This is a genomic window from Stenotrophomonas sepilia (assembly GCF_003244875.1).
GTDB classification, from domain to species: domain Bacteria; phylum Pseudomonadota; class Gammaproteobacteria; order Xanthomonadales; family Xanthomonadaceae; genus Stenotrophomonas; species Stenotrophomonas sepilia.
Genome location: NZ_LXXZ01000026.1, coordinates 176,218 through 199,096, shown reverse-complemented (window position 1 = coordinate 199,096; position 22,879 = coordinate 176,218). Strand labels below are relative to the sequence as shown.

The following is a 22,879-nucleotide window of genomic DNA, read 5'->3' as shown; positions in this document are numbered from 1 at the left end:
ATGCGTATCGGCAATGACCGCTCCCAGGATGAACCGCATATCGATCTGGTCCCGCTGATCGACGTCATCCTGGTGCTGATCATCTTCTTCGTGGTCACCACCACTTTCGATGCGCGCTCGACGCTGCAGGTGCAGCTGCCTACCGCCAGCCAGCAGCCCAACAACGAGCCGCCGCGTTCGCTCAGCGTGCTGATCAACGCCGAAGGCCGTTATTTCATCAATGACCAGGAAGTGCTGCGCAGCGACGTCGAGTCGGTCAAGCAGACCATCGCGTCCGTGGCCGGCAGTGACCGCAGCCAGCCCGTGCTGCTGCGCGCCGACGCACGCACTCCCTACCAGGCCGTGGTGACCGCGCAGGACGCGCTCGGTCAACTCGGTTTCCGTCGTATCGCCATTGCAACTGCGCCAGAGGTGCGTCCATGAGTTCCCATCACGCGCCGGTGTGGCCGATCTACAAACGTCTGCTGGGCTACACCCGCACCTACTGGGTGTTCATGGTGGGCGCGGTCATCGCCATGGTGGTCGAGGCCCTGGCCGGCTACCACTTCACCAAGCTGATGGAGCCGCTGGTCAACGAAGGTTTCGTCGACCCGCAGCCGCGCGCGGCCGTGGTGCTGCCGCTCACCATCCTCGGACTGTTCCTGATGCGCAGCGTGGCCACCTGGGTCAGTGACTACACGCTGGCCAAGACCGGCCGCAGCGTGGTCCGCGACCTGCGTGAGCAGGTGCTGCAGAAGTACCTGCACCTGCCGTCGTCGCACTTCGATACCGAAGCGACGCCGGTGATGGTCAGCCGCCTGAACTTCGATACCGAGCAGGTCACCCAGGCCAGCGCCGACGCGCTGAAGACCGTGGTGGCCGATACCCTCACCATCGTCGCGATGCTGGCGGTGATGCTGCAGATGAGTGTCAAGGTCACCCTGGCGATGCTGCTGGTGGTGCCGCTGATCGGTGGCATCGTGTCCTACGTGGGCAAGCGCTACCGCCGCATCAGCCGTGGCATCCAGGACGGCATGGGCACCATGGCGCAGACTGCCGAGCAGTCGCTGGCCGCGCAGCAGGAAGTGAAGGTGCACGGCACCCAGCAACATGAGATCTCGCGCTACTCGCGCCTGGCCAACCGCATGCTGGCGCTGAACATGAAGGTCGAGGTCACCCGCGCCGCCGCCTCCAGCGTGGTGCAGTTCCTGGCCGCACTGGCGCTGGCGGTGATCGTCTGGGTGTCGACCCGCGAAGCCCTGGCCGGCCGGCTCAATGCCGGCCAGTTCATGGGCCTGATGACATCGATGATGGCCATCATTCCATCGCTGCGCCGCCTGACCAGCGTACAGACCTCGATTTCGCGCGGTGTGTCCGCTGCCGAGCGCCTGTTCGGCATCCTCGACATGCCAGTGGAGCGCGACCAGGGGCAGCGACGCGTGCAGCGCGTGCGGGGCGAACTGGCGTTCGACCACGTCATGCTGCGTTACCGCGAGGACAGCGGCATCGCCCTGGACGACATCAGCTTCGTTGCCAGGCCAGGCACGGTGACGGCCATTGTCGGCCGTTCCGGCAGTGGCAAGACCAGCCTGATCCGGCTGGTGCCACGCTTCTACGAGCCCAGCGGCGGTGTCATCACCCTCGACGGCGTGGCACTGGACGACTACCCGCTGGCCGACCTGCGCCGGCAGGTGGCAATGGTCGGGCAGAAGGTCATGCTGTTCGATGACACCATCGCTGCCAACATCGCCTATGGCATGGAAGCGACCGACGAGCAGATCCGCGCGGCGGCCGAAGCCGCCAACGCGTGGGAGTTCATCGCACGCATGCCGCAGCAGCTGCAGACGCCGGTGGGCGAGAACGGCGCGCTGCTGTCCGGTGGCCAGCGCCAGCGCCTGGCCATTGCCCGCGCGATCCTGCGCGACGCCCCGATCCTGATCCTCGACGAAGCCACTGCGGCGCTGGACAACGAATCCGAGCGCCTGGTGCAGGACGCGCTGCAGCGCCTGATGCCCGAACGCACCACGCTGGTCATTGCGCACCGGCTGTCGACCATCGAGCATGCCGACCAGGTACTGGTCATGGATCATGGCCGCATCGTTGAACGCGGCACGCACAAGGAGCTGCTCGAACTGGGCGGTCTGTACCAGCATCTGCACAGCATGCAGTTCCGCGAAAGGCAGGACTGATGGCCGGCAAGGGCACCCAGACCCCGCCGTACTGGTATGACGGCACCCCGGTTCCGTGGGCGATGCGCCTGCTGGCGCCGCTGTACGCAGGTGTCACCGCGCTGCGCCGGCGCGCCTATCGCCGTGGCTGGCGCAAGCGCCATTCGCTGCCGGTGCCGGTCATCGTGGTCGGCAATATCACGGCTGGCGGTACCGGCAAGACGCCGCTGACCATTGCGCTGGTCGAACGCCTGCGTGCGGCCGGCTGGAAGCCGGGCGTGGCCAGCCGCGGCTATGGTCGCGAAGACGCCGACAAGCCGCTGTGGGTGCAGGCCGATACGCCAACCGCGAAGGGCGGTGACGAACCGGTGCTGATCGCCTGGAAGACCGGCGTACCGGTGCGCGTGGACAGTGATCGGGTTGCTGCGGGCAAGGCGCTGATCGAGGCCGGCTGCGATGTGATCGTCTGCGACGACGGTTTGCAGCACTACCGGCTGGCGCGCGACATCGAGATCGAAGTGGTCGATGCCCAGCGTCGCTATGGCAATGGCCGGATGATTCCGGCAGGGCCGTTGCGCGAGCCGGTCAGCCGCGCCAGCGAGTGCGATTTCCGCGTGGTCAACCTCGGCCAGGCCGATGAGGAGACTGCGGCGCAGGCCTGTGGCTTCGGCCAGTGGCCAATGGCCCTGCACATCGACAGTGCGCAGCCGCTGGCCGGTGGCCGCGCGCGCCCGCTGGCGTACTTCAAGGGCCAGCGCGTGCACGCGGTGGCCGGCATCGCCCATCCACAGCGCTTCTTCGACATGCTGCGCGCGCGCGGGATCGGCGTGGTGCCGCATGCATTCGCCGACCACCAGGCCTACCAGCCGCAGGACTTGTCCTTCGGCAGCCAGCTGCCGGTACTGATGACCGAAAAGGATGCGGTGAAATGCCGGGCGTTCGGCAACGACTGGCACTACGCGGTTCCGCTGCGCGCCGAGTTGCCCGCCGCGTTCTGGGTGGCGCTGACCGATCGCCTGGACAAGCTGCGACCGAACTGAGCGGCGCCGCGGCGCTTGCATTCACGCGCCGCTGGCCGCATTCCCGTTGTAACGAGCCTGCCGAGAACCGCCCGCATGACCGAATTCGTCGTCGCCATTCCGGCCCGCTTTGCCGCCTCGCGGCTGCCGGGCAAGCCGTTGCGCCCGCTGGGCGGTGAGCCGCTGGTGCTGCATGTGGCGCGCCGCGCGCTGCAGGCCGGTGCCCGCGAGGTCTGGGTGGCGACCGACGACCCACGCATTTCCGATGCACTGTCCGGGTTGGCCGAGGTGAAGGTGGCGATGACCGCGACCACGCATGCCTCGGGCACCGATCGCCTGGCCGAGTGCGCACGCATTGCCGGCTGGGCCGATGACACGGTGGTGGTCAACCTGCAGGGCGACGAACCGTTCGCGCCGGCGACCGGCATCCGCGCGGTGGCAGATGCGTTGGTCGCTGGCACTGCGCCGATGTCGACTCTTGCCACGACCGTCGAGGACGCACACACCCTGTTCGACCCGAACGTCGTGAAGCTGGTGCGCAACGTGCGCAACGAGGCGATGTACTTCAGCCGCGCGCCGATCGCCTGGCACCGCGACGGCTTTGCACGCAGCCGCGACACGCTGCCGGACGGCCACGACTGGCTGCGCCACATCGGCATCTATGGCTATCGCGCCGGCTTCCTGCAGCAGTTCGCGGCGATGCCGCCGGGCCAGCTGGAGCAGGTCGAATCGCTGGAGCAGCTGCGCGTGCTGGAAGCGGGCTACCCGATCAGCGTGGCGATCTCGCCCGAGCCGTTCCCGCCGGGCATCGATACCCCCGAGGACCTGGAGCGCGCCGAGGGGCTGCTGCAGGCGATGGCCGCGCGATGAGGCTGCTGGTCGTCTGCCTCGGCAACATCTGCCGTTCGCCGATGGCCGAAGGGGCGCTGCGCGCACGCCTGGATGCCTCGCCGCTGGCCGGGCGGGTGCAGGTCGATTCGGCCGGTACGGGCGACTGGCACGTGGGCGAGCCGCCGGACCGCCGCGCGATCGCCTGCGCGGCCGGACACGGCGTGGACATTGGCGGCCTGCGCGCACGTCAGCTGCAGGCGGTGGATTTCGACCGTTTCGACTGGATCCTGTGTGCCGACGAGACCAACCTGCGTGATGCCGGGCGCCTGGCGTCGGCGACCCAGCGTGAACGGCTGGCGTTGTACCTGCCCTGGTCCGGCGGGCAGGGGCGGGTAGCCATCCCTGACCCCTACACCGGCGGCAGCGATCATTTCGAACAGGTCTGGTCGCTGGTCGACGATGCTGCAAAACGTGCGGTGGCACGACTGTTGCATGGCGCCGACTCCGGCATAATCAGGTCATGAACGTCCAGCCCGTCCCGGACCTGCCCGAATTCGCCACCTGGCTCAATGCCACCCCCTGCACCCTGACCGAACTGCGCGGCCGGCCGGTCGCGCTGCTGTTCGTCAATGCGGCCTCCGCCTGGAGTGCGCAACGCCTGGCCGAGTTCGGTCAATGGATGTCGCGCCACCCGGGCAAGCTGCAGCCGCTGGTGCTGCAGGTGCCGCGTTTTGATTTCGAACGCGATGCCACGGCCGCACTGAAGCTGCTGCGCCGTCAGGGCCTGAGCATGCCCGTGCTGCTCGATGCCGACTGGGATGGCTGGCGCCGCTTCGGCGTTACCGCCTGGCCGACGATGGTGCTGCTGGACGCGCAGGGCCGCGAACAGCAACGGCTGGTCGGGCAGGGCGCGCCCGGTGAACTGGAGCGCGCCTTGAACGCGCTGTGCCAGGGTGCACCTTCGGCGCCGCCGCGTGGCGGCAGCGAACTGCATCCGGAACCGCGCCAGGCCCTGCGCTTCCCGCAGGGCCTGGCGGTCAGCACCGAACGCCTGTACATCGCCGACAGCGGCCATCACCGCATTCTCGAATGCAGCCATGGCGGCCGCATCCTGCGCCAGTTTGGCCTCGGCACCGCCGATTTCATGGACGGCAACCTCGCCGAAGCGGCATTCCACCGCCCGCAGGCGTTGGTGCTGGAGCGCGATTCGCTGTACGTCGCCGACACCGGCAACCACGCGGTGCGCCGTATCAACCTGCTGACCGGCATCGTCGACACGTTGTGCGGCAACGGGCGACCCGGTGCGCCGGTGGAAGGCCCGGTCGCGCAGGCGCGGCAGGTCTCGCTGGACCATCCGGTTGGCCTGGCCATCGCCGACAATCAGCTGCACATCGCGATGGCCGGCGACAACCGCATCTGGAGCTATCACCTGGGTCAGCGCAGCCTGCAATGGCGCGCCGGCAGTGGTTCCATCGACGAGCGTGATGGCAGTGGCCATCTGGCTGCCTTCGCGCAACCGACCGCGCTGGCCGTGGTGCAGCAGGTGCTGTACGTCGCCGATGCGTTGGGATCCTCGATCCGTGCACTGCAACTGCGTGGTGACCTGGTGCAGACACTGGTCGGGCAGGGGCCGTGGCGCTTCGGCAGTGAAGACGGCCCGCGCGCGCAGGCCAGCCTGCAGTTCCCGCAGGCGATCGCACTGGGCGCGGACGCCCCGCTGCTGTGGATCGCCGACACCGGCAACGGTCGCCTGCGCACGCTGCGCCTGGGCGGCGGTGAACTGACCACCCAGCCGCTGCCGCGCCGCCTGCACGGCCCGGCTGGCCTGGCCGTGGGCGCAGGTGCGGTGTGGATCGCCGAGACCGACGCCCATGCCGTGCTGCGATTCGACCCCGACAGCGGCGTGCTCAGCGAAGTCCCGATCAGCGAATGACCGACGTTCCCGCCCCGGCCTTCGACGGCAAGGCTTTCGCGGCCCAGCTCAGCACTGCCCCCGGCGTGTACCGCATGTACGCGGCCGACGACACCCTGCTGTACGTGGGCAAGGCGCGCGCGCTGCGCAACCGCGTCGGCAGCTATTTCAACGGCAGCCCGAAGAACGCGCGGATCATGTCGATGATCTCGCAGATCACGCGCATGGACGTGACCGTGACGCGCTCGGAAGCCGAGGCGTTGCTGCTGGAGAATCAGCTGATCAAGTCGCTGTCGCCGCGCTACAACGTCTCGCTGCGCGACGACAAGACCTACCCGCATGTGCTGCTGACCCGCGAGGACTGGCCGCGCATCGCCCTGCATCGTGGCCCGCGCGCCATTCCCGGCCGCTATTTCGGGCCGTATCCGGGCGTGACCGCAGTGCGCGAAACGCTGAACCTGATGCACAAGCTGTTCAAGCTGCGCAGTTGCGAGGACAGCGTGTTCCGCAACCGCTCGCGGCCGTGCCTGCAATACCAGATCGGCCGCTGCAGCGCGCCCTGCGTGGAGCTGGTGCCGGCGCCGGACTACGCCGAGTCGGTGCGCCGCGCTGCGCTGTTCCTGGAAGGCAAGAGCGACGAACTGACCCGCGAGCTGGGCGAGCAGATGCAGGCCGCCAGCGAGGCGCTGGAGTTCGAGCAGGCCGCGCGCCTGCGCGACCTGATCTCCTCGCTGCGCAGCATGCAGACCCGCCAGTACGTGGACGGCCGCGCCGCCGACCTGGACGTGCTGGCGGTGGCCATGCAGGGTTCGCAGGCCTGCGTGCTGCTGCTGGCCTTCCGCGATGGCCGCAACCTCGGCACCCGCCCATTCTTCCCGCGCACCAACGGCGAGGAGAGTCCGGAGGAAGTGCTGGCCGCGTTCGTCTCGCAGTACTACATCGAGTTCGAGCCGCCGCGCGAGATCCTGCTGGACCGCGAAATTCCCGACGCCGACCTGCTGGTCGCCGCGCTCTCGGCCTCGGCCGAGCGCAAGGTGCAGCTGAAGTGGAACGTGCGCGGTGAACGCGCCGGCTATGTGGAGCTGGCCAGCCGCAACGCGCAGCTGACCCTGGCCACCGAGCTCAACAGCCGCAACGCACAGCACGCACGCAGCGACGCACTGCGCGAGATGCTGGGCTTGGCCGAGCCGGTCAAGCGGGTCGAGTGTTTCGATATCAGCCACACCTTGGGCGAGGCTACCGTGGCCTCGTGCGTGGTGTTCGATGCGGCCGGCCCGGTGCGTGCGCAGTACCGCCGCTTCAACATCAGCGGCATCGAGCCGGGCGACGACTACGCCGCGATGCGCCAGGCCATCGACCGCCGCTTCCGCCGCGCGGTGGAAGAGCAGGGCGTGCTGCCGGACGTGCTGCTGATCGACGGTGGCGCCGGCCAGCTGGCGCAGGCGCAGGCCGCACTGGCCGACCTGGGCGTGGAAGGCGTGCTGCTGGTGGGCGTGGCCAAGGGCGTGGAGCGCCGCGCCGGCCACGAAGCGCTGGTGATGCCCGATGGCCGCGAGCTGCGCCCGGGCGCGGCCAACCCGGCGCTGCAGTTCATCCAGCAGGTGCGCGACGAGGCGCATCGCTTCGCCATCACCGGCCACCGTGGGCGCCGCCAGAAGGCACGGATGACCAGCAAGCTGGAGGATATCCCCGGCATCGGGCCGCGCCGCCGCGCCAGCCTGCTCAAGCATTTCGGCGGCCTGGTGGGCCTGAAAGCCGCTGGTGAAGCGGAAATCGCCAAGGTGGAAGGCATCAATGACGCCCTCGCGGCACGTATCTACGCTAACCTGCACGGGTTGGCCACGCCCGATGCGGCCGAGTAGAGAGAGAAGCACGCAAGCATGAAGTTGACCCTGCCCACCTGGCTGACGTTGTTGCGGATCGTGATGATCCCGGTGCTGGTGCTGGTGTTCTACCTGCCCTACACCTGGACCAACTTCGCTTCGGCGGCGATCTTCGGCCTGGCCGCGATCACCGACTGGCTCGACGGCTGGATCGCACGCCGTTACCAGCTGGAGTCGGCCTTCGGCGCGTTCCTCGACCCGGTTGCGGACAAGCTGATGGTGGCAGTAGCGCTGTTCCTGATCGTGCAGGGCCATCCGACGCCGTGGATGGCATTCTGGGCGGCGGTGATCGTCGGCCGCGAGATCGCGGTATCGGCGCTGCGCGAATGGATGGCCGAGCTGGGCCAGCGCGCCAAGGTGCGCGTGGCGATGATCGGCAAGATCAAGACCACCGCGCAGATGGTCGCGCTGCTGTGCCTGCTGTATTCGGTGGCACCGAACGTGCCGGTGGAAGACATCTGGATGGGCTGGCCGGTGTTCCACATCGGCGACTGGACCCTGGCGATTGCCGCCGTGCTGACCCTGTGGTCGGGCCTGCAGTACCTGCACGCGGCCTGGCCGAGCCTGCGCGATGACGAGCGTGCCGCGCGCGAGCGTGCACGGCAGAAGAAGCTGGGCAACTGAGCCCGGGGTCGTATCCCTTTCCGAAGGAAAGGGCTCTGACCCCATTGATGCGCCCATCCACGCATGGCGTGGATCTACTGGAAATGCTGCATCCACGAAGGATGCGAATCTATCGGTTTGCGGGGATGCTGTAGTAGATCCACGCCATGCGTGGATACGCGGTGCAAGGCGCCTCGCAGGCCTCGAAAAAACCGCTTGACGCCATTCCCAGAACAGGTAGAATTTCGCCTCCCAAGCGGGAATAGCTCAGTTGGTAGAGCGCAACCTTGCCAAGGTTGAGGTCGCGAGTTCGAGTCTCGTTTCCCGCTCCAGATTCAAGAAAAACGCTCCCGGAAGGGGGCGTTTTTCGTTCTGCGGTCGTCCCGCCGGCAATCAGTCTTCGTCCTGCGCCGATGCACGCGAACGCATGCCGGTGATGTCTGAAATCCGCCATCCCTCGCCAACAATCCACCGCTTCATCCCGACTTCACCCACACCCCATCGCCCTACCATCCGCGCTGGCGAACCTGCATCTCCGATTCTCCACGGCGATGCAGCCATGCCCCAAACTCCCTCCGCCTACGACCACGATGTGGTCATCGTCGGCGCCAGCTTCGCCGGTGCCGCCTGCGCGTTGGCTGCTGCTCAATACGGCTTGCGCGTCTGCGTGCTGGAACGCAAGACCGACCCCGGCGAGCGCCTGCACACCACCGGCATCGTGGTGAAGGAAGCGATGGAGCAGACCTGGCTGGGGCGCATGCCCGAACATCTGGTGCAGCGGGTCGCCAACGTGCGCCTCTATGCGCCGAACCTGCGCAGCGTATTGCTGGCCGCACCGGGCTATTACTTCCTCACCACCGATACGCCGAACGTGATGCGCTGGCTGGCCAGCGAACTGCGCGCGAACGGTGTCGACCTGCGCCTGCAGCAGTCCTTCACCGACGCTCGCCGCTGTGGTGACGGCTGGCAGGTCGAAGGGACAGGGCGCTGCGCCTATCTGGTCGGCGCAGATGGCGCACGCTCACGCGTTGCCCAGCGCACCGGGCTTGGCCAGGTGCGTGACAACCTCTACGGCGTCGAGCGTGAGTTCGCCGGCCTGCAGGTGACAGAGGGCGACGCGTTGCATTGCTTCCTCAGCAAGCGCTTTGCACCGGGCTACATCGGCTGGGTCGCGCAGAATCCGACCGGCCTGCAGGTCGGGCTGGCCCTGCGTCATGATCCGCGACAGGCGCGGCCGCTGGATATTGATGGTTTCCTTGAGCATGTGCGCGATGTGGTCGGCATCCCGCCATCTGCGCGTCCCTCGGCCACCCGCGCTGGCCTGGTGCCCTGCGGCCGACCGGATGGGCCGATCACCGGCCAACGCGTGATCCTGACCGGCGACGCGGCGGGCATCGTCTCGCCGCTCTCCGCAGGGGGCATCCACTCCTCGTGGCGGCACGGCTGGGCGGTCGGCGAGGCGATGGCCCGCCATCTGCGTGGGCAGGGGCCGGAAGCGGAACGGGTGGCGCGGCAGGTGGCGCCGGCGTTCCATGGCAAGCGCCTGCTGCGCTGGGCAATGGATCATCTGCAGGCCGACTGGCCGCTCAACGCGCTGCTGCACACGGCGGCCACGCGGCGCATTGCCGAGCAGGTCTACTTCCACCGCCGTGGCCTGCGCACGTGACGCGCGCTTTGCAAGTGTAATTCCAGAATTCTGTATTTATATAGTTGAATGCGCAAATAAGACACAAAATTCGGGAGTTAAATCAATTGAATGGAGTTGGGGTTAATTCTATAATTTTGGGTGCTAAATGGCATAGACAGGGGATCATGCACGCTATGTTGGATTTAAGCTTGAGCAAGCCCAGCGAGGTCGTCAAGCGACTCTGCGGGCGCTTGCGTACAGAACGCATGGCGTTGGGCATGACACAGTCGGATCTGGCCGGGCGTGCCGGCATTGGTACCAACACCGTGTCCAACCTGGAGGCCGGGCGCAATGTTGGCTTCGAGGTGGTGGTCCGCGTGGCGATGGTCCTTGGTCGGATCAACGAGCTCGAAGGCCTGTTCCAGCCAAAGTTGGACAGCATCGAAGACATTCGGCGCTACGAAGAGGCTGCGAACCGCCTCCGGACGAAGAGGAAGCCCCGTAATGCCTGAACAGGTGAAGGTCTTCTACGAAGGGTGGGGAGAGCGATGGCACTGGGGAACGCTGATCTCCAGCATCGCCCTGACCGGTCGTCCGCTGATCGCGTTCGAGTACAGCAACGAGGCCCGGCGAAGGGGACTGGAACTGTCTTCGTACAAGCTGCCGCTGGCCGGCCCTCCGTTGCGGCGGGATTTTCCGGACCATCAGCTGCAACTGCCCGGGCCTGTGTATGACGCGTTGCCAGACGGCTGGGGCATGCTGCTGATGGACCGCATGTTCAGGCGCCGCGGAATCAACGCAGCACGCATTGGCCCGCTCCAGCGGCTGGCCTATATCGGTGGCAACGCGATGGGGGCCATGACGTTTGAGCCCGTGGCGCCCGAAGGTGAGGCGCCGAAGGTCCATATACCGCTCGAGCAGCTTTCCGCGGAAGTGCAGCAGGTGCTCCACGGAGAAGGTGGTGAATTCCTGCAGACCTTGCTGCTGGTGGGTGGTTCGCCCCAAGGTGCAAGGCCCAAGGCCCTGGTCTATCGCGATCCGCGATCGGGCGCGTTCACCACGGCCGTCACGCCCGGCTTCGAAGCCTGGTTGATCAAGTTCCCGGCCAGAGAAGAGCATGCCGAGGTGTGCGCCATCGAAATGGTCTACGCCGAGTGCCTGCGCAGGTGTGGCATCGAGACCCCGGACACGCAGTACTTCAGCCTGCCCAACGGGCTGGCCGCGTTCGCCAGCAAGCGCTTTGATCGCCACGATGGGTTGCGTGTGCCGATGCAGAGTCTTGCTGCATTCACGGGCGCCAACTACCAGACGGCGGGGTCGCTGGACTATGTCAACTTCCTGCGCGCGACCCGGTTGTGCACCAATGACGTGCGGCAAATGGCCGTAGCCTTCGAACGTGCGGTCTTCAACGTTGCGTTCAACAACCGGGACGATCATCCGAAAAACTTTGCCTACATCATGTCGCCGGATGGGCAATGGCGTTTGGCTCCGGCCTACGACGTGACCTTCTGCGAAGGACCCAACGGATATCACCAGATGGACGTCATGGGGGAGGCACTGGAGATTTCCCGTGCTGACCTGCTTCGCCTTGCCGAAGAGGCAGAAGTGCAGCACGCGGACGCCAGTCTGGCGATTGGCAGCATTTGCGACGTGGCCAGCCAATTCACGGAAATCGCCAACAGCATGTACTCAAACGCTATTGCTCAAGACACCTTGATCATGATCCAGGGGCGCATCAACGAGAACGTAGCTCTGTTGCGGGAAGTCCGGCGTGGCCTGCGGACCTGAGGGCCGGGTCCAAGGGCCTGAACGCCGCCCCACAATGCGGCCGAAAATTCCTGTTGACGCCGTGCAGCAATATCGACACAATAGCGCTCCTTCGACGCAGGTCGAACGAAATCTGCGGGAATAGCTCAGTTGGTAGAGCGCAACCTTGCCAAGGTTGAGGTCGCGAGTTCGAGTCTCGTTTCCCGCTCCAGATTCAAGAAGAACGCTCCCGAAAGGGAGCGTTTTTCGTTTGTCACACCGGTTGCACCACCACCGCGCCAGCGTGCCTTGCCGGGCAGGGCGCTGCACCAGGTCCGGGCATTCTGCCGGTCGAAACCGGGGCAGCGGTTGTCCTGCGGGATGTAGACGTAGGGAACGTCATCCTCGTAGGTGAAGTGGTAGTAGTAGGTGCGGTCCTTCCCATACAACCAGTAGTTCGACGAGCCGTCGTTGATCGCATACGGCTCGAAGGTGAGGATCGAGGATTCGGCGGGAATGAAGTTGCTGCGCTCCATCAGTAGCAGCAGGGCGTTCGAGACCAGTGGGGTGGTCAGGACGAGCACGATCACACCGACAGTCGCTGTCGTGATCGAGCCAATCAGCAGCCAACGGCGAGGGTGTTTCACGGTCGTGCAGCATCGAAGCAAGGAATTACCGCAATGTGCAATACGCCGTGGAAGTCGTCCAGTGTTCCGTGCCGGGAACGCATTGAAAGCGTAGTGAAAGTCTGGGTCGGCGTTGCCTGAACCACACGCGTGCTGTGACCTTTTTCGGACGATTTCTCCATGTTCGCTCCACAATCGCACGGTAGCCTTCATGCTCCTTCTACACGTTGGCGGGCTGGTGGTCAGGCGTATCACTCCAGTGGCAGTGCCCAGGACCGGGCGCGGACTCTTCCTGCAGGCAGTGCTGCGCCCGGGCACGCTGCTGACCAGCCTGGCGCTGGCAGGTTGCATGTCGGTGCCGGCTCCGGACCTGCCTGACCGCACACCCACCGCCTGGACCCAGGTGCCGCAGGGCCAGGGCGTGGCGGTGGATGCCAGGCAGTGGTGGAAGGTGCTGGCCGACCCAGCGCTGGATGGCCTGGTCGACCGGGCCATCGCCGGCAACCTTGATCTGCAGCAGGCCACGTTGCGCCTGCAGGCAGTGCGGATCGTCGCCGGCGCCTCGGATTCGCGCTTCCTGCCGGAAATCTCGGCCAGCGCCAAGCAGGTACAGGACGCCGCCGCGGTCGACACCTATTTCCATGCAGGCATCGAAGCGATCTGGGACCTGGGGCTGTTCGGCGCCGCCGAGAGCGCGCAGCTGAGCGCGCAGGCCTCGGCCGGCAATGCCGAGGCGTTGCGCAATGCCGCGCAGGTGGCGGTGATCGCCGACGTGGTGCGCAGTTATCTCGACCTGACCGTGGCCCAGGCCCAGCAGGACCTGCTGGCCCGACAACAGGCCGTGGACGACCGCGGCGAACAGCTGGCGCTGGTCCGTCAGCGGCTGCGCCTGGATGAGCCGGGCGAGCTGCAACGGCTGCGCGCGCGGCAGGCGGCCACCCGTGCCGCCATCGCGCAGGCGCGGGAAAACGCCGACAACGCCGCCCGTGCGCTGGCATTGCTGCTGGGCCGCGATGGCCCGGATCCGGCCTGGCACGCCTATCGCACGCCGCCGACGCTGGGTGCGTTCACGCTGCAGCAGGTCCCGGCTGACCTGCTGCGACATCGACCGCAGATCCTGCTGGCCGAATCGGAGGTGATGCAGGCCGCCGCCAGCAAAGGCGCGGCGCGCGCTGCGATGTATCCGCGGATCAGCCTGGGTGGCTCGATCCTGTATGCCTACAACCTCACCCAGAACGCCCGTTCCAATTCCGACTCCAGCCCGTCGATCGGCCCGTACATCGATATTCCGCTATGGGACTGGGGCCAGCGTCGCGCGCGCTTCCATGCCGATGAGAAGCAACTGGACGCCGCGCTGCTGGGATACCGCAAGGCGGTGCTGGAAGGCGTGGGCGAAGTGGAAGGTGCACTGGGTAGCCTGGCGCGCCAGGACAGCAGCATCCAGTCGCTGCGTGTGGCCAATGATGCCGCCGACCAGCAGGTCAAGCGCCAGGCGCGGCAGGTGCAGCTGGGCCTGTCCAGCGAGTTCGACGGACTCGACACGCAACGCGCCGCACTCGCCTCGCAGGCTGATCTGATCGCTGCACAGGGTGCGCGCGTGCTGGCCTTTGCATCGTTGTACCGCGCCCTCGGCGGTGCCCCGCTGCCTGCCGAGGGTGAGGGCGAACCGCAATGATCGCACTCGCGCGCAAGACCCTGGCCTATGAGTGGCGCCGGTTCCTGCCGGTGGTGCTGGCGATGTGTTTCGCCGGTGTGCTGTTGATCGTGCAGGCCGCACTGGTGCTGGGCATCTTCGGTACCGCCGCGATCTACGTGAAGGCGTCCTCGGCCGATATCTGGGCTGGTTTCCCCGGCACCCAGAGCGTCAATTACGGCCATGCAATCAGCGCGGATGTGGAAAGCCATCTGCGCATGGACCCGGATGTCACCCGCGTCGAGCCCTACGAGTGGGTCGATGGCGAATGGCGGTCCGGCGCGCAGGGCACCGGCAATGTGTCGGTGTACCTGTCCGGCATCTCCACCCGGGACGACGCGATGATGTTCGCGCGCATCCTCCCTGCGAACCTGCGCGCGCAGCTTCGCGAGCCGGGTGCGGTGATCGTCGACAGCGCCGATCTGGATACGCTGGGCGTGGACCTGCAGAACAACCGTGCCTGGATCAATGGCAAGGCGGTGCGCGTGGTCGCTGCACAACCGGGCCTGCGGGGCCTTGGTGGTGTCAACGTACTGGCCTCGCTGGACACCGCGCGCGCCATCGCCGGCACCGACCCACACGCGGGAAGCACCTATTTCGTGGCGGGCCTGCGCTCGCCGGACCTGGCCGACCGCGTGCGTGACCGCCTGGCCGCGTCGATGGGCCAGGCCGCACCGGTCGAGTTCTGGACCGCGCCGGCGTTCGCCAGCCGTTCGCAGCAGTATTGGCTGTTCGATACCGGCGCAGGTATCGCCGTGTTGTTCATGGCCGTCATCGTCTGCTTCGTCGGTGCGGTGATCACCAACCAGTCGTTCGCCTCGGTGGTGGCCGGCTCGGTACGCGAGTACGCCACGCTCAATGCACTCGGTGCAGGCCGCTATGCGCTGGCACGGGTGGTGTTCGAGCAGGCGTTGCTGATCGGCGGCGTGGGCATGTTGCTGGCGGCGGCCTTCAGCACCGTGGTGCTGTTGCTCGCGCAGACCCAGCGCGTACCGGTGCAGCTGACGCCGATGGTGATCCTGGGCTGCGTGGCGCTGGTCGCGGTGATGGCCATGCTCTCCAGCATCATGGCGGTGCGCAGCGTCCTCCGCTCCGATCCATCGTTGCTGCTGCGTTGAGGACCGGCCGATGACTTCCACACGCGCCATCGCCCCGACCCTGCAGGCCGAAGCATTGGAAAAAGGCTTCATGTCCGGTGATGTGCAGGTGCCGGTGCTGCGTGGCCTGTCGCTGGACATCTATCCCGGCGAGCTGACCCTGGTATCCGGCCCGTCCGGCTGCGGCAAGAGCACGCTGCTGTCGCTGCTGTCCGGCCTGTCCGCACCCGATGGCGGTCGCGTGCACGCGCTGGGCCAGGACGTGGGTCACATGACCCGCAGTGAAGTGGAGCGTTTCCGCCTGCACCATGTCGGCTTCGTGTTCCAGGGCTTCAACCTGTTCCCGGCACTGACCGCGCTGGAGCAGGTGCAGCTGCCACTGGGCTACCGCGGCATGCGCAATCGCGAAAGCGAGCCGCTGGCCCGCCAGGCGCTGGAAGAAGTCGGCCTCAGCCATCGCAGCCACATGCGCCCGGCGCAGCTGTCCGGTGGCGAGAAACAGCGCGTGGCGGTTGCCCGCGCGTTCGCCAAGTCGCCGACGTTGATCTTCGCAGACGAACCCACCAGCGCGCTGGATGCCGAGAACGGCCAGCGCGTGATCGACATCCTGCATCGCTACGCACGTGCGCATAGCGCCACCGTGCTGTGCGTGAGCCACGATCCGCGCCTGATCCGGCATGCCGATCGGGTGATCGCCATGGAAGACGGCATGGTCCGTGATGACCGCCGCCAGAACGAAACCGTAGAGTCCGCCCCATGACCAAGACGTCGCATCTGCTTCCCCTCAGCCTGGCCCTGTCCGCGGCACTGCTGCTCGGCGCCTGTTCCAGGGAAGCGCCCACCGCTGCATCGGCCCCCTCAGGCAAGGAGGGTACTGCCGCCGCCGGCAAGGTCGCCGTGGCGCGGGGCATCATTGACGTCGAAGGTGGCCTGATCGCGCTGGCACCGCCGGTGGATGGCTCGATCATCGCCGCACCGGTGAAGGAAGGCGCCACGGTGAAGAAGGGGCAGCTGTTGTTGTCGCTGGATGGTGCCCTGCTGCAGCAGGAGGTGGCGATGGCCAGCGCCGATCTGACCTTGGCCAATGACCGCCTGAAGGGCAGCCAGGCGCAGCTGCGCGAACTGGAGCGCAACGCCACTCGCCTGTCCACGGGCGCCAGCGAAGGCGTGTCCTCGAACCAGCAGGCCGATGCAGCCAAACAGCAGCTGGCTGGCGTGCGCGCCGATGTCGACGTGGCCGGTGCGCAGGTCGACATGGCGCAGCACAAGCTGGAGCACGCGAAGCTGAAACTGCAGCAGATGTCGTTGAGCGCGCCGGAAGCCGGCACCGTGGTCGGCCAGGTGCCGGGCGTCGGTGCCTTCGTGCAGGCGGGCAAGCCGGCGATCTCGTTGCTGCCGGCGCGCCCGCTGCAGGTGCGCGCCGAACTGAGCGCCGCCTACGCCGATGCCGTGCAGGTGGGCATGAAGGCTACTGTCGTGCCGGATAGTGATGGCGCGGAGAACACGGGCACGCTGCCGCCTGCACGCGTGGTGCGCATCAGTCCGGTGTTCGCGCAGGCACGCCTGCCTGAAGATGCAGGGCGTGGCGTGGCCAAAGTGGTGGAGTGCGTGCTGGAGTTCGATGGGCAAGCCAAGGCGCGCTTCGGCCAGCACGTGCGGGTGGAGTTCCGGAAGTAGGTCTCTAGCGCTGCGGCGGGGGAGTCTGTGGTGACCCGCGCCGGCAGAGCGCCCGCCACGCGCTCACCGCCGACACCACGCACAGCGCCAGCAGCAATCCCACGTCCAGCAGCAGCAACCACAGCAGGTGCATGCCTTGTACCGGAGGCTGGTGCATCGCCGACAGCATCCACGGTATCGACCAGACCAGCAGCAGGGCGAAGGCGATCAGCAGGCGCAGCCACAGTCGTTTCAGTCGCCACGGCCGCACGATCAACGCGGCCACCACCAGTTCAACCGTTCCCAGCAACGCGAACACGATGACCGTGCTGGTCGGGTAGGGCAGCTGGGCGCCTTCCAGGCGATGCAGCAGCCAGTAGTCTGGGGTAAAGCCAGCATTGACAAGTGCGGCGATCAGCGCCAACCAGGTCAGCGCGACCAGCAACCAGAACAGGCGGACGTAGCGTCTCGGCATCGGCGGTGTCCGTGCTTGGGCGGGGCAGCGTACCCCAACCCGGACGCTCGTGACCGCATGATGTGAAGACTGTTGACGGCGTGAAGGAATTTGGACACAATAGCGCTCCTTCGACGCAGGTCGAAGAATCTGCGGGAATAGCTCAGTTGGTAGAGCGCAACCTTGCCAAGGTTGAGGTCGCGAGTTCGAGTCTCGTTTCCCGCTCCAGATTCTACAGGGCCCCGGTAGGGGCCTTGTTTTTCTCCCGCCCCGGCAAGGCGGGGCACGTTGGGCCACAAGGCTTTACGCGCAGTCAGAAAGGTGAAATCGCTGGCGTGTTTTCCGGATTTCCGGTAACATGTCGGCTTACGCGGGAATAGCTCAGTTGGTAGAGCGCAACCTTGCCAAGGTTGAGGTCGCGAGTTCGAGTCTCGTTTCCCGCTCCATGTTCCGACAGGCCCCATCTTGGGGTTTTGTCTTGTCAGGGCTGGGTTCCTGGCGCGCAGTACGTTGGCCTCATGGCAGAGTGGCTATGCACCGGATTGCAAATCCGTTTACAGCGGTTCGATTCCGCTTGAGGCCTCCAATTGAAAAGCCCTGACTCCGGTCAGGGCTTTTTTGTTTGGCTGCAATCGATTCCCCGCTCGCGCGATCGCCACCCGACCTGGCGGTCAGTCATGGCGGATGCGGTGGCGCTACACTCGCGTGATGAACCAGATTGATCACTTCCGCGGCGCCTTGCTCGGCCTCGCGTGCGGCGATGCCGTCGGTACCACGCTGGAGTTCAAGCCTCGTGGCAGCTTCACCCCGATCACCGACATGGTGGGTGGTGGGCCGTTCCAGCTGCAGCCGGGGCAATGGACCGACGATACCTCCATGGCGATGTGCCTGGCCGAGAGCCTGGTGCGTTGTGACACCTTCGATGTGCACGATCAGATGAACCGCTACGCCAACTGGTACCGGCATGGGTACTGGAGTGCGACCGGCGAGTGCTTCGATATCGGTATGGCAACGCGGGCTGCCATCGACCGGTTCCTGCAGGATGGCCATCCGCTGGCGGGGAGTGACGACCCACGCAGCGCTGGCAATGGCTCGATCATGCGTTTGGCGCCGGTAGCATTGCGCTACGCCGGGACTCCCGACCTGCAGGCCATGGCCGCGTTGAGTTCGCGAACCACGCACGGTGCGCAGGAGTGCCTGGAGGCGTGCCGCCTGCTGGCGGTCGCGCTGGAGCGGGCGTTGGCAGGTGGCACCCGTGACGCGGTGCTGGATCTCAGCAATGTCCCCGTCGAGAGCGCGCGGCTGCAGCAGATCGCGGCGGGCGGCTACCGCGGTGCCACGCGTGAGCAGATCCGTGGCAATGGCTATGTTGCCGACAGTCTGGAAGCTGCACTCTGGTGCTTTGATCGCCACGACACCTTTGAAGCCGTCGTACTCGAGGCGGCCAATCTTGGCGAGGACGCCGACACCACGGCCGCCATTGCGGGGCAGCTGGCGGGCGCATTCCATGGTGCGCGCGGAATCCCCGGGCGGTGGTTGCAGCGGCTGGCCCTGCGTGCCGAAATCCAGGCGCTGGCCGATGCGCTGCACGCCTTGAATCAGGGCAGCGACTGCGCTGCGTGAGTCGGGTTCCCTGCCTGTGAACTGCGCCGGCAGGGCGCTCCCTGCGGCCGCCATTTCCGACGCCGCGCTGCTTCACCTGCAGCCGTTCGCCGCGCCCCGGTCGCCAGTCTCAGCCGGCCACGACATGGAAAGGCGCTATGGTCGAGTTCCACGTCTCAGGGAGCCGCAATGGCGAGCAAGGACATCACGCGTCGTTCCAGCCACGGAGCGAAACGGAAATGAGCAAAGTCACGGCAGATGTGCGCTGGTTGACCTTCCGCTTGAAGAACGGGCAATCCATTGGCCCGGATCGGCTGAAGGACGGATGGGTCATCGCCTCGGAAACCGCCCGCTGCGGGGTGCGCCGCGAGCGTATCGAAGGGTCGGGCCTGGTGTATGCCCTGTACGCGCCGGCCAACCTGGCCTCACCACGGCGCGCGGAAATGCGCATGCGCGAATTCCTGATGAGCTCGGGCTACACCTTCACGATGGGCACGCTGGGCGGCTGACCTGCGCGTGGGCCGCGATTGCTCAACGCTGCGCGGCCTTCAACGCCTCGATGATCTGCGCGCCGGAGAAGCCACAATGGCCTTCGCCAACGGGCGGCAGCACCTGTGGCAGCGGACGGGCGCCGGCCCGTGCGGCCGTCTGCGGATACACCGTCTGCATGCGCGGCACGATCGTCGGGTCGTTGTTGTTGAACTGGATCACCAGTGGTCGCCTCAACGCACCGCTCAATGCCAGCTCCCTGCGGACAGCGGCCTGCGCGGCAGGCACGGCATCGATACGTTGCACGCCGGCATTGAACGCCATGTCGTCACCGAAGCCGCTGTAAGCCACACCTCTGTTGCCCACCGGCATGCCGCCACTGCGCGTGGCCAGTTCGTGCAGGACCAGTGCATGCAGGCTGATCGTGCCGGCCAGTGCATCGGCGGACACCTGCAGCCGCTGTGCCAGCAACGCGGCATGCGAGGGGCTGCGTTGCAGCGCATTGGAGATGCCCTGGTACAGTTCGCCCTGTGGCAGCGCAGCCGCGTCGCGTGAGACCAGTCCCGCAGCCGGCAGGCCTTCGGCCTTGGCAAAGAAGTAATCGAAAGCGACCAGCGTGGTCAGCAGATCACTCGCGATCTGTTCGCCACTGAGATTGGCGCCGCATAGCGACACGCCACCAGCGTAGTGTTGCGGGAACCGTTCGAGGCTGGCGAGGGTCACGGCGCCGCCCATCGAAAATCCCAGCATCCAGATATGGCGCACGTGCTTGAGTTCAGCCACTGCATGTCGGCGCAGGCGTTCCATGTCGGTGATCGCATCGGCCACCGCCCAGCCCTGACTGGCATAGGCGCTCTGCGCGACGGCGTAGCCTGCAGCCAGCAATGGCGCGGTGCCGTCATTGGCAGCCATCGGCGTAGCACGTGGCATGCCTACCGGCTCGTAGCCGTGCGCCAGCATCACCAGGTCACCGTTCCAGTCGGCCGGCACGTCCAGGCGCCACGGCGCGCCCTGCAGCTCGCCGCTCAGCGTGCGTGCCGCCGTTGGCGCTGACGCCAGCAAGGTCGTCGAAGGCAGCAGCAGGCCGAGGGCGAGGGCGCATCGAAGCAGGGCGGGCATCGGGGTCATTCCATGCGGGAATGACCCCGAGCATAGATGCCAGCGAAATGTTGCGCGCGCTGCACTGCCGCAGGAAGGGCGGGCTGGGGGGCACCCGCTCCCAGAGTTGATCACGTCCGCTAAGGGGGTGATTCCGATACGATGTGTCGCCTTGATCTCTTTCTACTTTACCCAGGGTCCCGTCATGGTCGACCGTCTTGCCATTCTGCTTGAACGCTTTGCGGTTACCGCCTCGGTGTTCCATGCTGGCGCGTTGTGCGGCATCAACACGCTGGCGGGCGAGGATGACGCCGGGCAGCTGCATCTGGTGCGACGTGGCCCGCTGCAGGTCAGCCATGGCCAGCAGATCGTCCAGGTCGAGGTGCCGAGCCTGCTGCTGTACCCACGGCCGATGCCGCATCGATTCAGCACCGATCCGCAGCATGGCGCCGACATGGCCTGCGCCAATCTGCATTTCGAGGGCGGGCGGCTCAACCCGATCAGCGCGGCGTTGCCCGATTTCATCTGCCTGCCGCTGGCCGATCTGTACGGCGGCAACGCAGCGCTGGAGCTGCTGTTCGAAGAAGCCTTCGAGCAGCGCTGCGGGCGTGCGGCGATGGTCAACCGGCTGTTCGAGGTGGTGATGATCCAGGTGCTGCGGCAGCTGATGGAAGGGGGCGAGATGCGTGGTGGCCTGTTTGCCGGGCTGGGGCATCCGCGGCTGCGGCTGGCGCTGGTGGCGATGCATGAGGCGCCCGCACAGTCCTGGACCCTGGAAGACCTGGCCGAGGTCGCCGGCATGTCACGCAGCGTCTTTGCTGCCAGTTTCCGTGAGGCGATGGGCACTACCCCGGGCCAGTACCTGCAGGGCTGGCGGGTGGGCCTGGCGCAGCAGGCGCTGCGCCAGGGGCGCCCATTGAAGCGGATCGCTGACGACGTCGGCTATGGCAGCGAAGCCGCACTGTCGCGTGCATTCAAGGCACATACCGGACAGTCGCCGCGGGAGTGGCGCGGACAGGCCCGCGCCGGCGCGGGCTGAGCCTCAGCCCAGCACCAGCCGGGCCAGTTTCATGCCACCGAACAGGCCGACCAGGCCCAGTGCCACCGAACCGCCGGCATACAGCGCCGCCAGGCCATGCTGGCCGCGCTGCAGCAGCAGTCCGATTTCCAGTGCGTAGGTGGAAAATGTGGTGTAGCCGCCGAGGACGCCGGTGGCCAGCAGAAGGCGCAACTGCGGCGAGGCGCCATTGCGCAGGGCGAAGGCTTCGACCAGCACGCCCATCAGCAGTGCACCGCTGATGTTGATCAGGAAGGTCGACCATGGCCACGGGCTGCCGACCGCTACCCGCGTACCGATCAGGTTGCAGGCATGGCGAAGGCAGGCGCCGAGCCCGCCGCCGATGAAGACCAGCAGATAATTGTTCAATGCGTGCATCACGTGCCTCGGTTGCGGGTTCGCTGATTCGATGGCGAACGCCGACGGCAGGCACGGCCCGCCATCGACGAAGACCGGTTCGTCCTGGCAGGAGCCATCAGCCCTTCCGGGCGGTTATCGGGGGAGCCCCATCCCCATCCGCGACCATGCTACCAGTGGCAGTGCATTCACGTCATCGAGGTCGTCAGTACCCGGATGACCTTGCTGCGGCTGAAGCCGTCCATCAGCAGTTCGAAGGCCAGCAGGTCCAGGGCCGCATGGCGGCGATGGTCGATCTGCAATCCCTTCTCCTCCACCAGATGGCTGACCAGTTCGTAGGCGTCCTGCCAGACATCCAGGTGGGCCTGGCTGGGGATATAGGTATTGCCCCGCTCACCGACGCCAAGCCCGCTCACGCCGTACAGCAGTTCACGCGCGTCCAGTTTGGCCGCATCGGCGATGCGGAACAGCTGTTCGGCCTTCACATGGGCGGGGCTGACATGGTCGTTGAGCCAGTTGCTGATGGTTGCCGTCGTCGAATCGGCGGCGCGGGCCAGATCGGCCGGGCGAGGGTGCCCGGCTTTCTTCATGGCAATGGCGAGTCGTTGGCCGAGAGTATTCATCTATGCAAGCCAGCTTAACGCGTGGATCGCAAAGTTCCCTTGTTCCAAGAATAAGTCTGGTTAACAGAAGGACCGACCGTGACCGAATTCTGGAGCAAGGGGCAGGTACGCGCCCGGCTGGGTTTCCGGACCGATGCCGAACTGGCGCGCTTTTTTGGCATAAGCCGATCTGCCGTGTCGCAATGGCCCAAGAACTTCCCGATTCCTGCGCTACGCCAATACATCCTGCATCAGCGCTATCCCAACCTGTTCCCCGCGACTGAGGCGACGCAGGGCGAGTAAGCCCCAACTACGCCGCCTTTTGTCGCATATAGCACTCTAAACAGTATTTGCTAAGTATGCTTAGCAATATTGGAAAC

23 protein-coding genes, 5 tRNA genes and 1 riboswitch are annotated in these 22,879 nt (G+C 66.3%); of the genes, 24 read left to right on the top strand and 4 right to left on the bottom strand.

Annotated features, from left to right (window positions below):
• The 17 genes from A7X97_RS03335 (at position 1) to A7X97_RS03250 (ending at position 16,861) form a co-directional block, all read left to right on the top strand.
• Entirely contained in the window at positions 1-423 is a 423-nt protein-coding gene (locus tag A7X97_RS03335; RefSeq protein ID WP_005415977.1) for an ExbD/TolR family protein, read from the top strand.
• On the top strand, positions 420-2,168 hold the full coding sequence (gene msbA / locus A7X97_RS03330) for a lipid A export permease/ATP-binding protein MsbA (RefSeq protein ID WP_049438204.1): 1,749 nt from the start codon (positions 420-422) through the stop codon (positions 2,166-2,168). The genes A7X97_RS03335 and msbA overlap by 4 nt, the downstream gene beginning before the upstream one ends.
• Entirely contained in the window at positions 2,168-3,187 is a 1,020-nt protein-coding gene (gene lpxK, locus A7X97_RS03325; protein ID WP_072166738.1) for a tetraacyldisaccharide 4'-kinase, read from the top strand. Before msbA ends, lpxK begins: the two co-directional genes overlap by 1 nt.
• A gap of 75 nt (positions 3,188-3,262) precedes the next feature.
• Positions 3,263-4,036 carry a 3-deoxy-manno-octulosonate cytidylyltransferase gene (kdsB, locus tag A7X97_RS03320; RefSeq protein WP_088497722.1) on the top strand — a complete coding sequence of 258 codons (774 nt, stop codon included), beginning with the start codon at positions 3,263-3,265 and terminating at the stop codon, positions 4,034-4,036.
• A complete protein-coding gene (locus A7X97_RS03315; RefSeq protein ID WP_072166737.1) occupies positions 4,033-4,521 on the top strand; it encodes a low molecular weight protein-tyrosine-phosphatase in 489 nt (162 codons plus the stop codon). Before kdsB ends, A7X97_RS03315 begins: the two co-directional genes overlap by 4 nt.
• Positions 4,518-5,930, top strand: a complete 1,413-nt coding sequence (locus A7X97_RS03310; RefSeq protein ID WP_053500512.1) for a hypothetical protein — start codon at positions 4,518-4,520, stop codon at positions 5,928-5,930. Before A7X97_RS03315 ends, A7X97_RS03310 begins: the two co-directional genes overlap by 4 nt.
• Positions 5,927-7,771: an excinuclease ABC subunit UvrC gene (uvrC, locus tag A7X97_RS03305; RefSeq protein WP_088497723.1), complete on the top strand. Its 1,845-nt coding sequence runs from the start codon at positions 5,927-5,929 to the stop codon at positions 7,769-7,771. The genes A7X97_RS03310 and uvrC overlap by 4 nt, the downstream gene beginning before the upstream one ends.
• An 18-nt stretch (positions 7,772-7,789) precedes the next feature.
• Entirely contained in the window at positions 7,790-8,416 is a 627-nt protein-coding gene (pgsA, locus tag A7X97_RS03300; protein WP_005412825.1) for a CDP-diacylglycerol--glycerol-3-phosphate 3-phosphatidyltransferase, read from the top strand.
• Between the two features lie 235 nt (positions 8,417-8,651).
• A tRNA-Gly gene (locus tag A7X97_RS03295) sits at positions 8,652-8,727 on the top strand.
• A 227-nt stretch (positions 8,728-8,954) separates the two neighbouring features.
• Positions 8,955-10,061: an NAD(P)/FAD-dependent oxidoreductase gene (locus A7X97_RS03290; protein ID WP_088497724.1), complete on the top strand. Its 1,107-nt coding sequence runs from the start codon at positions 8,955-8,957 to the stop codon at positions 10,059-10,061.
• A gap of 170 nt (positions 10,062-10,231) precedes the next feature.
• Positions 10,232-10,534, top strand: a complete 303-nt coding sequence (locus A7X97_RS03285) for a helix-turn-helix domain-containing protein (RefSeq protein ID WP_242015856.1) — start codon at positions 10,232-10,234, stop codon at positions 10,532-10,534.
• The gene (locus A7X97_RS03280; protein WP_088497726.1) at positions 10,527-11,810 is read left to right on the top strand and encodes a type II toxin-antitoxin system HipA family toxin; all 1,284 of its coding nucleotides are present in this window, start codon (positions 10,527-10,529) and stop codon (positions 11,808-11,810) included. Before A7X97_RS03285 ends, A7X97_RS03280 begins: the two co-directional genes overlap by 8 nt.
• A 114-nt stretch (positions 11,811-11,924) precedes the next feature.
• Positions 11,925-12,000, top strand: a tRNA-Gly gene (locus A7X97_RS03275).
• A 605-nt stretch (positions 12,001-12,605) separates the two neighbouring features.
• Positions 12,606-14,069, top strand: coding sequence for an efflux transporter outer membrane subunit (locus A7X97_RS03265; RefSeq protein ID WP_088497727.1), 1,464 nt, complete (start codon positions 12,606-12,608; stop codon positions 14,067-14,069).
• Positions 14,066-15,205, top strand: coding sequence for an ABC transporter permease (locus A7X97_RS03260; protein WP_088497728.1), 1,140 nt, complete (start codon positions 14,066-14,068; stop codon positions 15,203-15,205). Before A7X97_RS03265 ends, A7X97_RS03260 begins: the two co-directional genes overlap by 4 nt.
• Before the next feature lie 10 nt (positions 15,206-15,215).
• Positions 15,216-15,944: an ABC transporter ATP-binding protein gene (locus tag A7X97_RS03255; RefSeq protein ID WP_088497729.1), complete on the top strand. Its 729-nt coding sequence runs from the start codon at positions 15,216-15,218 to the stop codon at positions 15,942-15,944.
• On the top strand, positions 15,941-16,861 hold the full coding sequence (locus A7X97_RS03250; RefSeq protein ID WP_088497730.1) for an HlyD family secretion protein: 921 nt from the start codon (positions 15,941-15,943) through the stop codon (positions 16,859-16,861). Before A7X97_RS03255 ends, A7X97_RS03250 begins: the two co-directional genes overlap by 4 nt.
• A 4-nt stretch (positions 16,862-16,865) precedes the next feature.
• On the opposite strand, the gene A7X97_RS03245 is transcribed toward A7X97_RS03250, so the two are convergent.
• Positions 16,866-17,315, bottom strand: a complete 450-nt coding sequence (locus tag A7X97_RS03245; protein ID WP_088497731.1) for a hypothetical protein — start codon at positions 17,313-17,315, stop codon at positions 16,866-16,868.
• Positions 17,316-17,446: 131 nt separating this feature from the next.
• Between A7X97_RS03245 and A7X97_RS03240 the strand changes: the two genes are divergently transcribed.
• The 5 genes from A7X97_RS03240 (at position 17,447) to A7X97_RS03220 (ending at position 19,405) form a co-directional block, all read left to right on the top strand.
• Positions 17,447-17,522, top strand: a tRNA-Gly gene (locus A7X97_RS03240).
• A 142-nt stretch (positions 17,523-17,664) separates the two neighbouring features.
• Positions 17,665-17,740: transfer RNA gene (locus A7X97_RS03235), tRNA-Gly, on the top strand.
• A gap of 66 nt (positions 17,741-17,806) precedes the next feature.
• Positions 17,807-17,880 (top strand) — tRNA-Cys (locus tag A7X97_RS03230).
• Positions 17,881-18,002: 122 nt separating this feature from the next.
• Positions 18,003-18,917 (top strand): ADP-ribosylglycohydrolase family protein, encoded by a 915-nt coding sequence (locus tag A7X97_RS03225; RefSeq protein WP_072166721.1) that lies wholly within the window; start codon positions 18,003-18,005, stop codon positions 18,915-18,917.
• A gap of 218 nt (positions 18,918-19,135) precedes the next feature.
• Positions 19,136-19,405 carry a hypothetical protein gene (locus A7X97_RS03220; RefSeq protein ID WP_088497732.1) on the top strand — a complete coding sequence of 90 codons (270 nt, stop codon included), beginning with the start codon at positions 19,136-19,138 and terminating at the stop codon, positions 19,403-19,405.
• A gap of 22 nt (positions 19,406-19,427) precedes the next feature.
• On the opposite strand, the gene A7X97_RS03215 is transcribed toward A7X97_RS03220, so the two are convergent.
• A complete protein-coding gene (locus A7X97_RS03215; RefSeq protein WP_072166719.1) occupies positions 19,428-20,504 on the bottom strand; it encodes an alpha/beta hydrolase family protein in 1,077 nt (358 codons plus the stop codon).
• A gap of 184 nt (positions 20,505-20,688) precedes the next feature.
• Between A7X97_RS03215 and A7X97_RS03210 the strand changes: the two genes are divergently transcribed.
• Positions 20,689-21,522: an AraC family transcriptional regulator gene (locus A7X97_RS03210; protein WP_088497733.1), complete on the top strand. Its 834-nt coding sequence runs from the start codon at positions 20,689-20,691 to the stop codon at positions 21,520-21,522.
• A 3-nt stretch (positions 21,523-21,525) separates the two neighbouring features.
• Here the strand turns inward: A7X97_RS03210 and crcB are convergent, their stop codons facing one another.
• Both crcB and A7X97_RS03200 read right to left on the bottom strand, forming a co-directional pair.
• Positions 21,526-21,918 (bottom strand): fluoride efflux transporter CrcB, encoded by a 393-nt coding sequence (gene crcB, locus A7X97_RS03205; RefSeq protein WP_088497734.1) that lies wholly within the window; start codon positions 21,916-21,918, stop codon positions 21,526-21,528.
• Between the two features lie 81 nt (positions 21,919-21,999).
• A riboswitch (Fluoride riboswitch) is annotated at positions 22,000-22,063 on the bottom strand.
• A 22-nt stretch (positions 22,064-22,085) separates the two neighbouring features.
• Positions 22,086-22,487 carry a helix-turn-helix domain-containing protein gene (locus A7X97_RS03200; RefSeq protein ID WP_061478466.1) on the bottom strand — a complete coding sequence of 134 codons (402 nt, stop codon included), beginning with the start codon at positions 22,485-22,487 and terminating at the stop codon, positions 22,086-22,088.
• A gap of 111 nt (positions 22,488-22,598) precedes the next feature.
• On the opposite strand from A7X97_RS03200, the gene A7X97_RS03195 reads away from it, so the two are divergent.
• Entirely contained in the window at positions 22,599-22,802 is a 204-nt protein-coding gene (locus A7X97_RS03195) for a helix-turn-helix domain-containing protein (protein WP_061478465.1), read from the top strand.
• The last annotated feature ends 77 nt before the right edge of the window (positions 22,803-22,879 follow it).